The following is a 15,754-nucleotide window of genomic DNA, read 5'->3' as shown; positions in this document are numbered from 1 at the left end:
TGGAGCAGAGATCACGGGATTGCAAAAAATGAATTAATTAGAAAACAACCCCACATATATAAGAAAATAAAAATCGGGAATGATGTTTGGATTGGGGCAAATGTCACAATACTAAAAGGTATAACTATAGGAAATGGGGCTGTTATTGGAGCAGGAACTGTTGTTGTTAAGGACGTCCCTGAATACGCCGTTGTAGTTGGGAATCCTGGAAGAGTAATTAAATACAGAACTTAGGACCCACCGCGAAATAATATAGGTAATTTTTTAGACTGTACTCATCCATTTTCACAAACAAGCCCCTTGATTAAATCCCAAAATAATTATGCGTTACCTAGGTTATTTCGTAAAGAGCCCTTAACAATCAACTTAAATCCTAGGCGATAAACATGAGACAAAATAAAAAGAACATTTTAATATTGGGGGCAGGGGTTTATCAGGTTCCTGCGATAAAAAAAGCTAAAGAACTGGGGTATAATACCATTGTTTTAAGTTATAACATTGAAGAATACCCCGGCAGCAAATTTGCCGATATTGCCCTTAATGTAGATACAACAGATATTCCTAAAGTATTGGAGGTGGCAAGAAAATATAATGTCAGAGGAGTCTTTACCACCGGTACTGACGTTGCATTACCTGCTTTAGGGAAAGTTAATGATGAACTCAACCTCGTAGGATCGAGTTATGAAACATGTACGTTATCTACAAATAAACTACTTATGAAAAAGAAATTTGAAGAAAATGGAGTTCCAACTTCAAGATTTGAAATTGTAGATGGCGTAGAGCAAGCAAAGAAAGCTGCTAATCTTATTGGGTATCCTGTAATGGTAAAAGCAACAAATAGTTCAGGAAGTAGAGGGATTACAAAAGCAAATTCAGACACTGAATTAGAGACTTCATGGGGATTTGCAAAAAAATATTCAAAAAATAAAGAGAGTATTTTGATAGAGGAATTTCTTGAAGGAAAAGAGTTTGGCATTCAAGCTTTCATACATAATAAAGAAGTAAAATTAATTTGCGTACATAACACTACAACAACACCCCCGCCACATTGTGTACCAATAGGGCATTCTTATCCTTTTAAAAATGTTGAGATCTTGGATGAAGTAGAATCTATTTGTAAAAAAGGAATCAAAGCATTGAAAATGAACAACTGTGCTGCAAATATGGATCTGATCCAAACTGAGGATGGAATAAAAATATTCGAAATTGGAGCCAGAATGGGAGGAACTTGTATTCCAGAGTTAATTGAAGTGTATACTGGAATTGATGTTACAAAAGAATGTATAAAAATATCTATGGGAAAAAAACCTAACTTCCAAGTACAAAAAAAGCAAGCTGTTGCTGCAATGCTTATTACTTCAAAAAAAGCTGGAATTTTTAAAAGTGCCATAATCCCCCAAGAAATAAAAGATAGTCCATACATTGTAAATATTTCAAGAGATATTAACGAAGGTGATTCCGTAAATAGTTTTCAGATTGGACCAGATAGAATTGGAGAAATTATTGTAAAAGGTGATAATGTAGAAACTGCTGAAAAAAGATGCATTGATTTTATGAATCAAATTAAGATCGAACTGGTATAAAATCGACCCTGTTCCAAAATCTAGTGGTTTTTGCATTTCTTGATTGAAATTCAGAATTCGCAAGAAAAATCAGGTCTTTTATCAAAATCAATATTTGAGATTTTTGGTACTGAGTCATAAAATCCATTTGGATTAGGTTAAGGAGCAAAATGTCAAAAAATGCTATTTTTTATGCAACGTCTAAGCGAATTCTGTTGGAAAATCGTTACTCGTAGTATTCAAAGTTGTGCATAAAATTTGTTAACTGATGCTAAAAGTCATAAAATCCAATTGTTTTATAATAACGCAATTTGAAGATAATATTTTAGGATACTTTTTACAAAAATTAACAATATATTTTTGTATTGTTTTTTAACCAGTTTTGCATACAAAAATAACGTTCGAAACATGAAAAAATATAAAATGTGAGGAAATAATTTTGAATTTAAAAAATAGCAACTCAATCAATTTTGTTGGTGATCTCATGTTTGGAGATCAACCAATTACTTTTGGATATGGTGTTGATAGTCTCCATAGTAAAACGGAGTATTCAACTATTTTTTTAAATGTTTCGGATGAATTAAACAACTCAGCAATTTCAATTGGAAATTTAGAATCTATTATAAAGTCAAGAATTAACGACAATAAGTTTGAAGAATGGGAAATGTGCTGTGATGAAAGAATATGTAAAGAGTTGCTTAAGGCAAATATCCCCATTGTTTCTCTTGCAAATAATCATTCTATGGATTATGGAAAAAATAGTTTTTTGTTCATGAAGAAAACTTTAGAATCTTATGGGATAAAGATAATCGGTTTAAAGGAAAAGCCTTATGAAATAATTTCAGTTAATAATAAAGAAATTGCGATAGTTGCTGCTTGTTATTTAAGGAAAAAAAATAATGAATCTTTGTATTTCCACAACCCTTCGAAAGATGAATTAGAGACTATTTTTGAAGAAATCGGGAAAACTGACTATAAAATTTTTTATGTTCATTGGGGTTCGGAATTTGTAAAACTACCAACCAAAAAGCAATTGGATATAGCCAATGAAGCAATAAGTTGTGGATTTGATGTAATTATTGGACATCACCCTCATGTATTGCAGAAAGAATATTTAATTAATTCAAAACCTGTTTTTTTTAGTCTAGGTAATTTTGTATCAGATTACTGGCAAAAAAGATGCAGAGATGCCTATATACTACAAATAGACATAGCGGAAAAACTTGAGTTTAAGAAAATAAACTGTATCATAAATAAAAAAGGCCAGCCGTATCCTACTTTTAAGGAAAGGATTAGTTTGGATCAATTTAACAACAAAATTTCTAATAAAAAGTATCAAAACCGAGAAAGATGGAAAATACGTTTTGAATATCTGCTACACTTTAGTATGAATTTTTATAAACTAAAAGATAAAAAAGGTTTGTTAAGATGGTTGGTCAAAAGAATAGAATATATAATCACCAACTTTAGAAGGGAGTTCACAAATCCTGAGGTTATATATGAAGAATACAAGAAATAAAACGGTATTCAAACTGATTATATCCTTGTGTCTCTTGCTGTACATATTTACAAGAATAGATCTTAATGTATTGAGAGAATTAAGTTTTTTAACAGGAGGATACTTGGTTATATGCTTAATTATTACTCTTTCTAGTTTACTTCTTATGTCTTTTAGATGGAAAATCCTCCTAAAAAAATATACATCATGTAAATGCTTATTGTCAGAACTTTTTAACTTTTACTTAATAGGCATGTTCTTCAATATATTTCTCCCTGGAGCAATTGGAGGAGATATCACAAGGGTCTATAATGCTTCAAAAAAATATGATATAACAGTCAAAAAATCCACATTATTTGTGTTCATAGAGAGAATCGTTGGTCTTGTTTCAGTTATTATAATATTTTGTCTTGGTTCTCTTATAATTTCGGATTATTATGAGATGATAAATTATGATAGGTCACTTTTATTTCTTATAATAGTTATCATCGTTACAGCTATTGTTTCACTCAAAACATATCTGGAGAAGAAAATAGATATTGACTATAAGCTAATAACAATCATTTTTCTGCTGTCCATTCTAGGACAATTTGGAGACATTTTAATAGTTAGACTTTTTTGTTATAATTTTTCTCTACCAGTTACAATATATCACATTATGGTGATTATGCCCCTGGTATATATCTCATCAATAATTCCAATATCTTTTGGAGGACTTGGAGTCAGGGAGGGAACTATGGCGGTTTTATTTTCATTTATTGGCATAGACTCGTCAATTGCAGTTATGATCTCTTTATTACTATATTTTGTAAAGGTTGGTGTTGGGGCAATTGGTGGAGTAATTTATGGAACTTTGAAATAGCTGCATAGATTTTACATAATAGTTTAAAAATGAGGGATTTGTATTAGTGCTTACAAAGGAAGACACAATTTTTGCAACAGGTATTGCTTTATGCCTGCTTTTGACACACCATTTGGCAGTGTGTCGATTTTTCTGTAAAATTACAAATCCCAAGATGTTATTGGAAAAGAAATTCCACTATAGATAAACAAATTTTATACATTATACAAAAATCTGACTTTGAATTCACAGCAATTTCGCGACACTGCCAAATAACAATCACGGAAGGGCGGGCGAACAATAAATGGATATGAATATAAATTAGTATAAGATGAGGAGTATTAATGGATAAAATCCCAAGTGAAAAACTTATAATTGTTGCCCTTATAATAATCGCTGCATATATGAGCCCCTTCATAATTTTAGGAGAAGACACTCCGGTTTTAGTCCATGATAATCTGGATTCAAATCTGGTGCGGCATATTACCCTAGTTCAAAGTGGTAAGATTTTTGGCTCAATGGATTCCACCGTCCCTCAGATAATGAACGGATTACCAAGGAACTGTTTAGGGTCTGAATTCAGTTTTATATTATTGTTGTTCGATCTCTTTCCACCTTTTACAGCTTATGCTCTAAACCTTACTTTCATGCATTTCATCGCATTTTTTGGAATGTATTTGTTGCTTTCAAGACATATTGTGAGAGAAAAGGAATACAGTTTCATTGCTGTTGGGGTCGCACTTTGTTTTGCTTTGCTTCCATTCTGGCCCTTCGGGGGGCTGAGTATTGCAGGGATGCCTCTTGCACTATACGCATTTTTGAATATCAGAAATCGAGATTATTCATATAAAGATTGGTTGATTATTTGTATTTTACCTTTTTATTCAAGTTTAGCACTGAGCTTTTTCTTTTTCCTTACAGCAATGGGATTTCTCTGGTTTATTGACTTTATTCGTAAAAAGGATGCTAATCTTCATTTCCTTGGGGCAATCTGCCTTATGACAGGTATTTTCCTACTTGTGGAATACAGACTTGTGTATGGGATGTTCTTTGATTCTAGTTATATATCGCAGAGAGTAGAATTTGGTTCAAGTGGAGATGGTTTAATAAAATGCATAATTACTGCTGGCGGTAATTTCATATACGGGCAGTATCATGCCGTAAGTCTACATAGTCTCTGGATAGGGATTTCAATTATTATTTCATTGTTACTTGTTCAGTTTAAGTTTTTCGGAAAAAAATTAAATGCTTCTAATAAACTTTCATATTCGGTGCTTTTCACTATTGGTTTAATCTGTCTAGCTTTATTTTTCGGGTTTGGGAGCGAAACGGTTGAACTCTCGATGATATGGGGTATGATTACCCTAATAATGGGACTTTTGATTTTACAGATAACTTTCAAACCCGTTTTAAAAACTGTGTTTGAGAATATAAATAAAAAAAGTTCCAGATTTAAAATATCTTCACCAGATTCTGAATCTTACCAATTTATATCGCTTCTGTTTATTTGTTTTGCAATAGCTCTCATTTACGGTTTCTGGAACTGGAATTCTATATCCCCAATAAAAGAACAAATAATGATTCTTAAATCATTTAATTTTTCGAGGTTTCATTTTTTGCATCCGCTATTGTGGTATATGCTATTTTCAATGTCTTTAAAGATTATAATTAAAAACTTAAAATATGGAAAACATGTGGTTGTGATTCTCCTATTACTCCAAGCAGGATATCTGTTCTCGTTTTCCAGCTCAGATGTGTATCAACCCGGAGGTATAGGATTGTTGAAAAGTGGTCAGATGACATATGAGGAATTCTATTCACCGGATCTCTTCAATGAAATAGCTACTTATATAGGAGAACCACAAGAAAGCTATCGTGTAGTAAGTATTGGAATTCATCCATCAGTCAGCCAGTATAATGGATTTTACAGTCTTGATTCATACAAGCCTAACTATCCACTTGAATATAAACATGAATTCAGAAGATTGATTGAAAAGGAATTGGAGAAAGATAAGGAAATACAAGAGTATTTTGATTACTGGGGTTCCAGATGCTACGTGTTTACCGCTGAAAAGAAAAAAGATTCTGTAATTACAAAAGATAAGTCTTCCCCAATAACAAATCTTGAATTCAATACTGAAGCTTTTGAAGAGATGGGAGGAAAATATATAATTTCTGCCGTTGAGATTAAAAATTATGAAGATAATAACCTTGAATTTATGCGAACTTTTGAAAATGACAAATCTTCGTGGAAAATCTGGCTTTATTATGTAAAATAATTATTACAGGTATTTATTTAAAAAAGATACACATTGAAAATTTCATGAAAGTAGAAATACAAAATGGGAAATAATAATTACAGAACTTACAAGAAGCAAAAAGAGTTGATGGGAAAATTGAATTTATGTGCTTAAAAAAGCGGAAGTTAGGTTAGTCGAATAAATCAGGGAGATTACTCTCCCTTTCTCTTCTAAGAACGGTCTATGACCAGCTTTACCTTTGAATCCGACATTCCGTAAATGTCCACAAAAACAAAATAATTTTTATTAAATATTTTACTGTTCAATAATAATTGATCTTTATTATGGCAAATTCGTTGATTCTTAAAACAGAATAAACTGAATTTGTCACTATGCTCATATTTGGCATGAAAGTACCTCTGATTTCACACTCCGGACCCTCATTCAGAATTTCTGATTATGTTGGAAGCAAATATAGCATTTTTGTCCTGTTAAATAGAAGCCAGGGTCCGGAATGTGGACGTGAGGATACTTCGCCTTCACTTAATGTCAGGTTTCTTTTTTTCAACAATTGCGAATATTTCACTAATTATTGAGATACGTTCATCAACCGAAAATATCTCGGTCTCAACAATCTTCCTCCTTTGAACTTCTCCCTTGATATATCCCGTTTCATCTTCGTACATCTCATCATTTGTGATAAGGTGCCATATTATCGTTGCAATTTTCCTTGCCAGGGCAACAATCGCCTTTGCATGTCCAATTGACTTCTTTTTTCTGTTAAAAAACTCTTTTAACTTGCTATTTTTTGTTCTTGCTGCTGCTTGAGCAATCTGTATTAGAATCCACCTTGCTACCTTTGATCCTCTCTTAGTGATCCTTCCATTGTGGTATTTATCTGCAGATTGGTACACATTAGGAACCAGTCCAAGCCATGAAGCAAGCTTGTCCCCTGAAGCAAAATCTTTGAAATCACCTATTTCAGCGATTAAAGTTGCCGCACCAAGTTCCCCTATGCCTGGAACAGATTTTAAAATTTCCATTTCTCGCTTATGATTTCCATAAGCATAATTGAAAATTTCCTTTCCCAAAAGTTCGATTGAATCGTCAAAATTCTTTATTAGCTTCAAACATATCTGAAGCCTGATTGCAGCACTCTGGGAGATTTCTCTGTCCAGAAGCTCTCGGATCTGAGCGCTTTTTTTACGAACATTTGGAGAAAGGTTTTGTATAATCTGGTCAACATTTTTACCTGAAGAGATTCCTGATAATATCTCTCTACCATTTTTTCCAAAAATGTCTGTCAGCACATCTTTTAGATTAAACATTTCAGGTGCGAGAATGGCATGAGCTTCATTTTTTATATCCGTTCTTTTTTGTACAAGTTTGTGGCGAAGCCGAATGTATGAACGATATTCTCTGTGTTTTTTTGGGAAAACTCTTGATGGTTGAACCATGCCATTCAGTGCAAGTTTTGCAATGACTTCGGAATCTATTTTATCTGTCTTTTTATGTGTAAATGCTTTCATGTCGCGAGCATTTCCAACTATAAAAGGCAGATGTTTTATCAATGAATCATGAATAGGGACCCAAAAGTCACTTGTTGATTCACATGCAACAACGTCACATTTTTCTGATGTAACCCAATTTCTAAGGCTTAAAATTCCATCATCGTCTCTCTTGATACGCTGTTGCTGTTTTTCACCGGATCTGCTGAGGATAGTAGCAATCAAAAAACTTTTGTGGATATCTAAACCGCAAGATTTGTTTATTTCTCCTGCCAATTTACATTACTCCATCATTTATAGGACAGTAGAATTACCTAAAAGGCAATTTGGCATCCGTGATCAAAGTCACATTTGAGCCTTCGAGGGCAATTCAATGGTTAGTTTTTCTACGGCTTCGAAGAGCCAAATAAAAGACAACTTTCCTGTCCTAAGAGAATGATGGAGTTAATATACAAAAAAGGTAAGTGAAAAGGACTTTCATTTATTTGGGCATGTTATTCGAAGAATTTCATGTGTGTTTTTCATACTGTATGACTGGTATTTCCTGAATTCCATAATAGCATCCGCTACTTGTGCTACCTGAAACCTTTGAGATTTTTTAGTTAATGAGCGTAACCCTCATCTCAAAAATAGTATTTTTCACAACTCTTTCCCATCAACCTTATTAATTTCTCTTTTATCTCATCCAAGTTGGCAACTTGAATTTTCGTTTTTGATTTCGTTTTTACTTCCACTTCCGTAATCCCCCTCATCAACATGAAAACCCATTTCAACGTCGGCTTTTGAGTTTGTTTCTTAACCTGGTTCGGTATTGATTCCCCTGTTTCTTTTAGTTTTTCTCTCAGCTTCCATTCTGCTACAGAGTAAACCATCAGAGTTAAAACCATGATCATTGACAATGCTTCAATTCTTTCGGGTTTCTTAAGATACACCTCAGAAACCCTGAAACTTTTGTCCTTTATGAACCTGAATCCTTTTTCCACTTTACTCTGATTTTTGTATTTTTCCAACATCTCTTCAGCATCAAGATTCAGGTCAATGCTTCCGATTATAAATCTTCCATGATACTTTTTTTCATGCTGTACGAGTTCTTCATTCCTGATAGCTTTTGCATCTACAACATAATGAGTGACAAGTTTTTCACCCTTTTTTGGTCTGCCCTTTTTGCTATTTTCTCGTTTTGATACCGTGGAGATGTCAACTGTTTCCAGCAAACAGTAAGGGTTTTCCTTTTTCCATCTTTCTAGGGCTGCTCTTGTGTCCTCTTCACATGCAAACTCTATTTTTTTCAGCTCTTTAAGCTCTTTCTGAGCTTCCTTGACTATCTTTTTTATTTTCTTTTCAAGAGTAATGTCTTTTCTTTTATGCATCTCGGTGGAGTGAACAACTACCCATTTTTGTTTTATGTCACCATATTCAACCATTGTTTCATAAAACGAGTAGCGTGAGTCTTTCCCCTGTTTAAACTCAATATCAGAAATCAGTAGCTCTTTACAAAGATGTATAGTTGAGGGAACGCGAGTGATCCACTTCATGTCTTTTAATGCTTTGACATTATCTTCAGAATACAGAGAGCTATCAGCTATGAAATAAACATCATCAGGGAACTCTATGTTTTCCTTAAGTCTTTTCATGGCTTCTACTATGGTTTCTTTGTCGGATGAATTTCCAGAATAAGCCTGTGTAAATAATGGCATACCATACTGATTTACAATCATCCCCATTGAAAAACGCTTTAAATCATATCTCTTATCTTTTGCGTGACCATAAGTGAGTTCAATGGCAGAGCTACCATCTTCAGGTTCATAGTTTCCATGAACGCTGAAATTGGTATCATCGCAATGAAGTTGTATAACCTTAAGGTTCACAATTTCCATCATTTTCATGGAAATTTTCATGAACAGTTGAGTAGGATCTACTTCGTAGATCTTATCAAGAGTTCGCCCTAAAACGTCATCAGTAAGATCTGATGCACTAACTCCAGGACCAAGTAATCTTTCAACGGGAAGATTTTCAAAATATTGAGAGTACAGGTAAAGTTGACTGTCAGTGAATCCAAGGCAATTAAGAATCATTGCCTTTATCACTATTGAATGAGCTAATTTATGCTGCCCAACTTTGGGGAGCACTTCATCGATAATACTTCCAATTTCAAGTTCATCGAAAATTCCACAAACTATACCGTGATGGTCCAGGGCGTTAGTAGTAATGTGCATAAAAATTCAAAAATTCAATAGCGAGTTACAGTATTTACAGTTTTCCAATAAAAATGTATGAATAATAATCCGAGATCTGCGGAAAGTCTGATCAGGGATATTACCCGCGAGTTTTCTGTAGCAGAAAGGGAGGTTGACTCTTGCCCGAATACCAAAGCCACATTCAACTGAGGCAGCTTGTCATCCTCTTTGTTGAAGCCAAACTGTACTTGTCGGAGGGTTCTGAGGAACTGGACAAAGTGGTTGTATCATAAGTCCAGAACTCCTTTTCCACCCACCCAATTAAGGTGCGCCTGGCACGAGATTGTTATTTATCTTTGTCCCAGTATGATACGGATTGATAGGCATAGGTGATGCTTGATCGTTTATCTGTTTGATAGACAATTGTCGCCATGAAAGGCACCTTATCGGTATGAGAGATATAACACATAACGAGGACAAACTTAACGGTCCGAGAAATGGAACCTTTTTGAAATTTCAAGAAAATAGCAGACTCTTCCGATAAATTAAGAAAAAAATGAAAATCAGAATGGACTCCAGCTGAAAATCACGGAAAAAAAATTAAAAGCTTCTGCATTTCTGTATCTCCCTGAGCCTTTACCAGGCATCCAAGAGTGCAGTAAACGGCTTTATCAACCACGGATTCCAAAACAAAGAACTCTGTGTTGCAGATTGGATAAATTTTTATGTATTTCACGAATAAACCACCTGAAAATAAGTTGTCTAAACCAAAAAACATACCTAAAATATATAAAATGAATCCGCATGATTTAGGCATAAAACCCGCACATGAAGACGAAAAAATGGAGGCTTGGGCCGCCATTTGTTTTAAAACATGAATTTTATAGATACTCAGTCCCGGCCCTCTCCCCAAACTTCCCCGGCGCAGCCGGACCAGGAATACAGCAAACCCCCTCTCTTCGATCCCTCAAACACCTGAATCCCCTGCACCTTCTTCCATCAGTCCGCACATGCCCCCACCTTCAGGAAACCCTTAACTTTTTTTAAATAATTCCCACATTGATATTTTAGTTACACATTTTTATAAAATTTATCATAATTCAGCATAACTCCATAATGATCTATGCAAAAGATAGAGCATAAATAAGAGAATACTAAACGAAAAATACATGCGTTATGGCTGAAAGATAGAAACCAAAGGATTTAAATAATTATAAAGTGTAATTTACTAAAAATTATGAAAGTAAGGATATATTTTCTGGCAAGGACGCGGTAAAAATATGAAGATTGCAATAATTCTCGGCACAAGACCTGAAATTATAAAAATGAGCCCTATAATCAGAGAATGTGAAAAACAGGGCATAGAATATTATATACTGCATACAGGCCAGCACTACAGCTACGAAATGGATAAAATATTTTTTGAGCAGCTGAAACTCCCGCAGGCAAAGTACAATCTTGATGTTGGATCAGGTCTCCACGGAAAACAGACCGCAAAAATGCTCGCCGGAATCGAAGAAATCCTGATAAAAGACAGGCCAGATGTTGTCCTCGTCCAGGGAGATACAAATACGGTCCTTGCAGGTGCCCTTGCTGCGTCCAAACTTCAGATTAAAATCGGCCATGTGGAGGCGGGTTTAAGGTCCTTTGATCGAACAATGCCCGAAGAAACCAACAGAATTATTGCAGACCATACTTCCGATTATCTCTTTGCACCAACCGAGACCTCAAATACGTAATATCTGCCTGTGAGATGATTGTCCCCCACCTGAGAAAAGGCAACCTCGTAATATAGAATCCACAATTCCACCCAAAACCTGTGACAAGCAGGTAAAACAAATCCTAGAAAAGCCCACCCTCAAAATGTGCGAAGACTTCTACGTCTCCCACTACATGGCTATCGACCCCTGGTTCTTAGCCGAAAAACATCAACAGCAACAGCCTGATTATGATGTCCAAGCAGATCAACAACTCAATGCCCCAGTATGTCCTGAAAATGGTAAAGGAAATGCTTGCAGGAATTGAAAATCCGATTACTGTTTTTGGGGTTGCGTATAAGGGAAATATTGCAGATAAGAGAGCTACTCCAACTAAGAAATTAATCAAGCTTGCAGAGAAAGAAGGGTTCAAGGTTAAGATTTATGATCCGTTTGTGAAGGGATGGTGTTATCCGATTCTGGGATTAGTTGGAGGGAAGTGATTGTATAGTTGTGTTGACGGACCATTCAGAGTTTAGGGAAATGAATCCGAGTGAATTTTGTGGGAAAATGCATAAATTCAATGTTTTCGACACCAGGAATGTCATCTCTAAAAATTTATGGGACAAGAATGAATTTTCCATACAAACTATTGGAACAAATCAATTTTAAGAAACAGAAAGTATTCTTCATAAAATATCCAAAGCATAGATCATCTGTAACTTGCCGAATCAAGTATAGAAGGAATAGAATCAAAATAATCTTATAACACTATTTAGGATTGTGAAAAATATGGAAAAAAATGAAAAAAGATCATTATTCGAAAATAAAACCATCTTGTTGACTGGTGGAACTGGATCATTTGGAAATAAATTTACAGAGATGATCCTCAAACATAATCCAAAAAGTCTTAGAATATATTCAAGAGGAGAATACAATCAATATATAATGGATCAAAAATTCAAGGATGAAAAGATTAGATTTTTGATAGGCGATGTAAGAGATCGTGACAGACTCTACCGCGCAATGAACGGGGTAGATATTGTAGTTCACGCCGCTGCCCTGAAGCAGGTCCCTGCCTGTGAATATAATCCTATTGAAGCTATAAGAACAAATATTGATGGTGCCATAAACATAATTGACGCCGCTATCGATAACTCTGTAGAGAAAGTAATGGCAATTAGTACAGATAAGGCAGTACATCCTGTGAACCTTTACGGAGCAACTAAAATGGTAGCTGAAAAGCTGTTTATTCAGGGGAACACGTATACTGGCAAAAGAAAAACAAGATTCAGCTGCGTAAGATATGGGAATGTTATTGGCAGCCGAGGTAGTGTTATTCCTCTATTCCAAGAGCAGAAGAAAAAAGGTGTTTTGACTATCACAGATGAGAGAATGACACGTTTCTGGTTAACTCTAGATCAGGGAGTCAATTTTGTCCTTAATTCAATAGAAAGAATGCAAGGTGGAGAAATTTTCGTCCCCAAAATACCCAGTATGAGGATGATGGATCTTGCAGATGCTATTGCTCCTGAAGCAAAGAAAGAAATTGTGGGCATAAGACCCGGTGAAAAGCTTCATGAAATTATGATCACCGAAGATGAAGCAAGGCATGCAAAAGAGTTTTCCGATTATTTCATAATTGAACCAGAGTTTGCATTCTGGGATAAGGAAAAACATGTGGATGGAAATTCACTTCCAGATGGGTACAGATATTCAAGTGATATCAACGATAAGTGGCTAACCAAAGAAGAACTCAAAAGAATGTGCTGATCAGATGCTCTTCAAGAAATTATCACGAGTTAAACATACGAGAGAAGATGGTTGGCTCTCTGAACTGGTCTCAATGAATTATGATGATGAGCCTTTCAACTGCATACACACTTATCTGGTATCTGTGAATCCCGGAATGGTAAGAGCCAACCACTACCACAAGAAAAAAGAGGAATGGATCGCACCGGCTTCCGGAAAAATCGAGCTACATCTTGAAAATGTTATATCAGGTGAAAAAGGGGAACTAATTCTGGATACACATACCAAGGAATACGAGATGATATACATTCCACCTTTTGTAGCTCATGCAATAAAAAATAACTGGGAACATGAGGCAAGCTTGATGGTTTTCAGTAAAAACCCCGAGGATAAGGAAGACACTGTTCCCTATGAGGTTACCATATGATTCCCTATGGACTTCAATGGATTGATGAAGAAGATAAAGAAGAAGTCATGAAAGTGCTGAGTAGCGATTGGCTGACTACAGGTCCAAAGGTTGGGGAGTTTGAGAACGCCCTCTGCAGATACGTGGAATGCAAACACTCTGTGACAGTAAACAGCGGAACAAGTGCCCTGGATATCGCCGTAGGAGCACTGGATCTTCCAGAAGGATCTGAAGTAATTACCACACCTTTTACCTTCGCAGCTACCAGCAATGCACTTCTCTATAACCGTCTCAAGCCGGTATTTGCAGACATACAAAAAGATACCCGGAATATCGATCCCGAAGATATTCGACGCAAAATCACCCCAAAAACAAGGGCAATAAGTTACGTTGATTATGCAGGGCACCCTTGTGACATCAAGGAAATTAAGGAAATCGCAGAAGAATATAACCTTTACCTCATTGAAGATGCCTGCCATGCTCTCGGAGCCAGTTATTACGGGAAAAAGATAGGTAGTTTTGCTGACCTCACGGTTTTCAGCTTTCATCCGGTTAAGCCGATTACCACGGGAGAAGGAGGTGCAGTTGTTACAAATAATTCCGAACTCGCAGAAAGGGCTCGTCTACTCCATAGTCATGGTATTGATAAAAGTGCAACTGAGAGATACGGACCCGATGCGAGCTGGGCCTATGATATGAAAATGCTTGGAAGGAATTACCGGATGACGGATATCCAGGCAGCTTTGGGGATTTCTCAGCTGAAGAAGCTGGACATGTTTATCAAAAGGCGCCGAGAAATTGCAGAGCTTTACAATAAGTTGCTGAAAGACTGTGAATTTGTGGAAATCCCTGTTACAAAAGAAGGTATAAAACATGGATGGCATATTTATACGATTTTGTTAAAAGACGTTAATCGTGATAAATTCTTTACGTGTATGAGAAAGAATGGAATCGGTGTGAATGTACATTATATCCCGACTTACCATTTTAGTTACTATCGCAAACATTTTGATTTTGATGAAAATGATTACCCCGTAACTGAGGACGTTTTTAAAAGGATCATCACCCTTCCCATCTACCCAAAGATGAGTGATGAGGACGTTGAGTTAGTGGTGAAAACTCTTTTGTCAGAGACATTCATTTGAGTGTAAATAAGATTTGGTGAAAAAAATTAAAAATTGAGTATTATTAAGACTATTGCCAAGTTGGGATTCGATGAAAAATATAGTAGGTATTGTACAAGCTAGGACTGGGTCTACTAGACTGCCTAACAAAGTTATAAAAAAAATAGGGAAAAAAACAGTTTTAGAAACATTATTATGCCGTATTGAGAAAGTAGACTTGATTAACAGATTAATTGTCGCTACTACAACAAAAAAAGAAGACGATATTATTGAGATAATATCATTAAAAAATGGATTTAATGTCTTCAGAGGATCTGAAGAAAATGTGTTAGATAGATATTACAAAACTGCTAAAGAATATAATGCTGAAATAATTGTACGAATCACAGCGGACAACCCTCTAACAGATTCCGATTTAATGCAAGATATTGTTAATTATTTATTAAATAATAATTGTGACTATGTGAGTTCTAAAGAGGTAATATTGGGAACAGGAAGTGAAGTTTTTACTTTCGAAGCATTAGAAGATGCATGGTTAAATTCAAAAGAAAAATTTCAAAAAGAGCACGTTACACCGTATATCCGCGAAAACGATAAAAAATTTAAAGTGGCATATGTGAATCCTGTTGAAGTTCTCAAAAGGGAAGATATCAGATTAACTATTGATACTCCAGAAGATCTAAAGCTTTATTCAGAACTTTATAATTATTTGGGGGACCTGTCTCTTGTTTCCATAAATACCATAATTAATTTTATGGACTCAAATCCAGAAATAAAAAGAATAAATCAACATGTCAAACAGAGATACTATAAACAGTAAATAAATTTAGTGATTCATAAATGTTAATTACATATTTAATTTTGTCAAATCTACTAATTTCAAAACGATATAAGTGATTGTATTGAAAAATAAAAATAATATTCACATTTGTATACAAGGGTCTGTAGT

Annotated in this window: 14 protein-coding genes and 1 pseudogene; 12 read left to right on the top strand and 3 right to left on the bottom strand. The window is 35.1% G+C overall.

All coding sequences use genetic code 11. The annotated features are described in order from the left end of the window. Window positions 1-69 precede the first annotated feature (69 nt). The 5 genes and pseudogenes from MSWHS_RS22350 to MSWHS_RS10645 form a co-directional block, all read left to right on the top strand. Window positions 70-228: pseudogene (locus MSWHS_RS22350) on the top strand (DapH/DapD/GlmU-related protein); the annotation flags it as partial. Between the two features lie 158 nt (window positions 229-386). Continuing rightward, window positions 387-1,583, top strand: a complete 1,197-nt coding sequence (locus tag MSWHS_RS10660; RefSeq protein WP_048159052.1) for an ATP-grasp domain-containing protein — start codon at window positions 387-389, stop codon at window positions 1,581-1,583. A 418-nt stretch (window positions 1,584-2,001) separates the two neighbouring features. Continuing rightward, the gene (locus MSWHS_RS10655; protein WP_048159051.1) at window positions 2,002-3,081 is read left to right on the top strand and encodes a CapA family protein; all 1,080 of its coding nucleotides are present in this window, start codon (window positions 2,002-2,004) and stop codon (window positions 3,079-3,081) included. Beyond that, window positions 3,062-3,922 carry a lysylphosphatidylglycerol synthase transmembrane domain-containing protein gene (locus MSWHS_RS10650; RefSeq protein WP_048159050.1) on the top strand — a complete coding sequence of 287 codons (861 nt, stop codon included), beginning with the start codon at window positions 3,062-3,064 and terminating at the stop codon, window positions 3,920-3,922. The genes MSWHS_RS10655 and MSWHS_RS10650 overlap by 20 nt, the downstream gene beginning before the upstream one ends. A 323-nt stretch (window positions 3,923-4,245) precedes the next feature. Then, window positions 4,246-6,180, top strand: coding sequence for a DUF6044 family protein (locus MSWHS_RS10645; RefSeq protein ID WP_048159049.1), 1,935 nt, complete (start codon window positions 4,246-4,248; stop codon window positions 6,178-6,180). A 500-nt stretch (window positions 6,181-6,680) separates the two neighbouring features. Here MSWHS_RS10645 and MSWHS_RS10640 read toward each other — a convergent pair whose 3' ends face one another. The 3 genes from MSWHS_RS10640 to MSWHS_RS21600 all read right to left on the bottom strand — a co-directional run bounded on the left by MSWHS_RS10640 (window position 6,681) and on the right by MSWHS_RS21600 (window position 10,643). Next, a complete protein-coding gene (locus tag MSWHS_RS10640; protein WP_048158641.1) occupies window positions 6,681-7,925 on the bottom strand; it encodes an IS110 family transposase in 1,245 nt (414 codons plus the stop codon). Between the two features lie 347 nt (window positions 7,926-8,272). Then, a complete protein-coding gene (locus MSWHS_RS10635; RefSeq protein ID WP_048159048.1) occupies window positions 8,273-9,865 on the bottom strand; it encodes an IS1634 family transposase in 1,593 nt (530 codons plus the stop codon). A 547-nt stretch (window positions 9,866-10,412) separates the two neighbouring features. Then, window positions 10,413-10,643 carry a hypothetical protein gene (locus MSWHS_RS21600; protein ID WP_231585393.1) on the bottom strand — a complete coding sequence of 77 codons (231 nt, stop codon included), beginning with the start codon at window positions 10,641-10,643 and terminating at the stop codon, window positions 10,413-10,415. Between the two features lie 463 nt (window positions 10,644-11,106). On the opposite strand from MSWHS_RS21600, the gene wecB reads away from it, so the two are divergent. The 7 genes from wecB to MSWHS_RS10605 all read left to right on the top strand — a co-directional run bounded on the left by wecB (window position 11,107) and on the right by MSWHS_RS10605 (window position 15,625). Continuing rightward, window positions 11,107-11,565 carry a non-hydrolyzing UDP-N-acetylglucosamine 2-epimerase gene (gene wecB, locus MSWHS_RS10630; RefSeq protein WP_231585392.1) on the top strand — a complete coding sequence of 153 codons (459 nt, stop codon included), beginning with the start codon at window positions 11,107-11,109 and terminating at the stop codon, window positions 11,563-11,565. A gap of 209 nt (window positions 11,566-11,774) precedes the next feature. Further along, window positions 11,775-12,026, top strand: coding sequence for a UDP binding domain-containing protein (locus tag MSWHS_RS20990; protein ID WP_197073912.1), 252 nt, complete (start codon window positions 11,775-11,777; stop codon window positions 12,024-12,026). 40 nt (window positions 12,027-12,066) lie between these two features. Continuing rightward, window positions 12,067-12,195: a hypothetical protein gene (locus MSWHS_RS22345; protein WP_369798942.1), complete on the top strand. Its 129-nt coding sequence runs from the start codon at window positions 12,067-12,069 to the stop codon at window positions 12,193-12,195. A gap of 120 nt (window positions 12,196-12,315) precedes the next feature. After that, a complete protein-coding gene (gene pseB, locus MSWHS_RS10620; RefSeq protein WP_048159046.1) occupies window positions 12,316-13,296 on the top strand; it encodes a UDP-N-acetylglucosamine 4,6-dehydratase (inverting) in 981 nt (326 codons plus the stop codon). A gap of 4 nt (window positions 13,297-13,300) precedes the next feature. Further along, the gene (locus MSWHS_RS10615; RefSeq protein ID WP_082088353.1) at window positions 13,301-13,702 is read left to right on the top strand and encodes a WxcM-like domain-containing protein; all 402 of its coding nucleotides are present in this window, start codon (window positions 13,301-13,303) and stop codon (window positions 13,700-13,702) included. Continuing rightward, window positions 13,699-14,826: a UDP-4-amino-4,6-dideoxy-N-acetyl-beta-L-altrosamine transaminase gene (gene pseC / locus MSWHS_RS10610; protein WP_048159044.1), complete on the top strand. Its 1,128-nt coding sequence runs from the start codon at window positions 13,699-13,701 to the stop codon at window positions 14,824-14,826. The genes MSWHS_RS10615 and pseC overlap by 4 nt, the downstream gene beginning before the upstream one ends. Window positions 14,827-14,896: 70 nt before the next feature. Then, window positions 14,897-15,625 (top strand): cytidylyltransferase domain-containing protein, encoded by a 729-nt coding sequence (locus MSWHS_RS10605; protein WP_048159043.1) that lies wholly within the window; start codon window positions 14,897-14,899, stop codon window positions 15,623-15,625. Window positions 15,626-15,754: the final 129 nt, after the last annotated feature.

Source organism: Methanosarcina sp. WWM596 (assembly GCF_000969965.1).
Classification (GTDB): Archaea; Halobacteriota; Methanosarcinia; order Methanosarcinales; family Methanosarcinaceae; genus Methanosarcina.
The sequence above is the reverse complement of the archived record's forward strand: the minus strand, read 5'-3'. Positions and strand labels throughout refer to the sequence as shown.

Bases quoted from the DNA above. Each gene is read 5' to 3' on its own strand.
- MSWHS_RS10660 (WP_048159052.1), top strand. From the start codon at position 387: ATGAGACAAAATAAAAAGAACATTTTAATATTGGGGGCAGGGGTTTAT.
- MSWHS_RS10650 (WP_048159050.1), top strand. From the start codon at position 3,062: ATGAAGAATACAAGAAATAAAACGGTATTCAAACTGATTATATCCTTG.
- MSWHS_RS10645 (WP_048159049.1), top strand. From the start codon at position 4,246: ATGGATAAAATCCCAAGTGAAAAACTTATAATTGTTGCCCTTATAATA.
- MSWHS_RS10635 (WP_048159048.1), bottom strand. From the start codon at position 9,865: ATGCACATTACTACTAACGCCCTGGACCATCACGGTATAGTTTGTGGA.
- MSWHS_RS21600 (WP_231585393.1), bottom strand. From the start codon at position 10,643: ATGCCTAAATCATGCGGATTCATTTTATATATTTTAGGTATGTTTTTT.
- wecB (WP_231585392.1), top strand. From the start codon at position 11,107: ATGAAGATTGCAATAATTCTCGGCACAAGACCTGAAATTATAAAAATG.
- MSWHS_RS20990 (WP_197073912.1), top strand. From the start codon at position 11,775: ATGATGTCCAAGCAGATCAACAACTCAATGCCCCAGTATGTCCTGAAA.
- MSWHS_RS22345 (WP_369798942.1), top strand. From the start codon at position 12,067: ATGAATCCGAGTGAATTTTGTGGGAAAATGCATAAATTCAATGTTTTC.
- pseB (WP_048159046.1), top strand. From the start codon at position 12,316: ATGGAAAAAAATGAAAAAAGATCATTATTCGAAAATAAAACCATCTTG.
- MSWHS_RS10615 (WP_082088353.1), top strand. From the start codon at position 13,301: ATGCTCTTCAAGAAATTATCACGAGTTAAACATACGAGAGAAGATGGT.
- pseC (WP_048159044.1), top strand. From the start codon at position 13,699: ATGATTCCCTATGGACTTCAATGGATTGATGAAGAAGATAAAGAAGAA.
- MSWHS_RS10605 (WP_048159043.1), top strand. From the start codon at position 14,897: ATGAAAAATATAGTAGGTATTGTACAAGCTAGGACTGGGTCTACTAGA.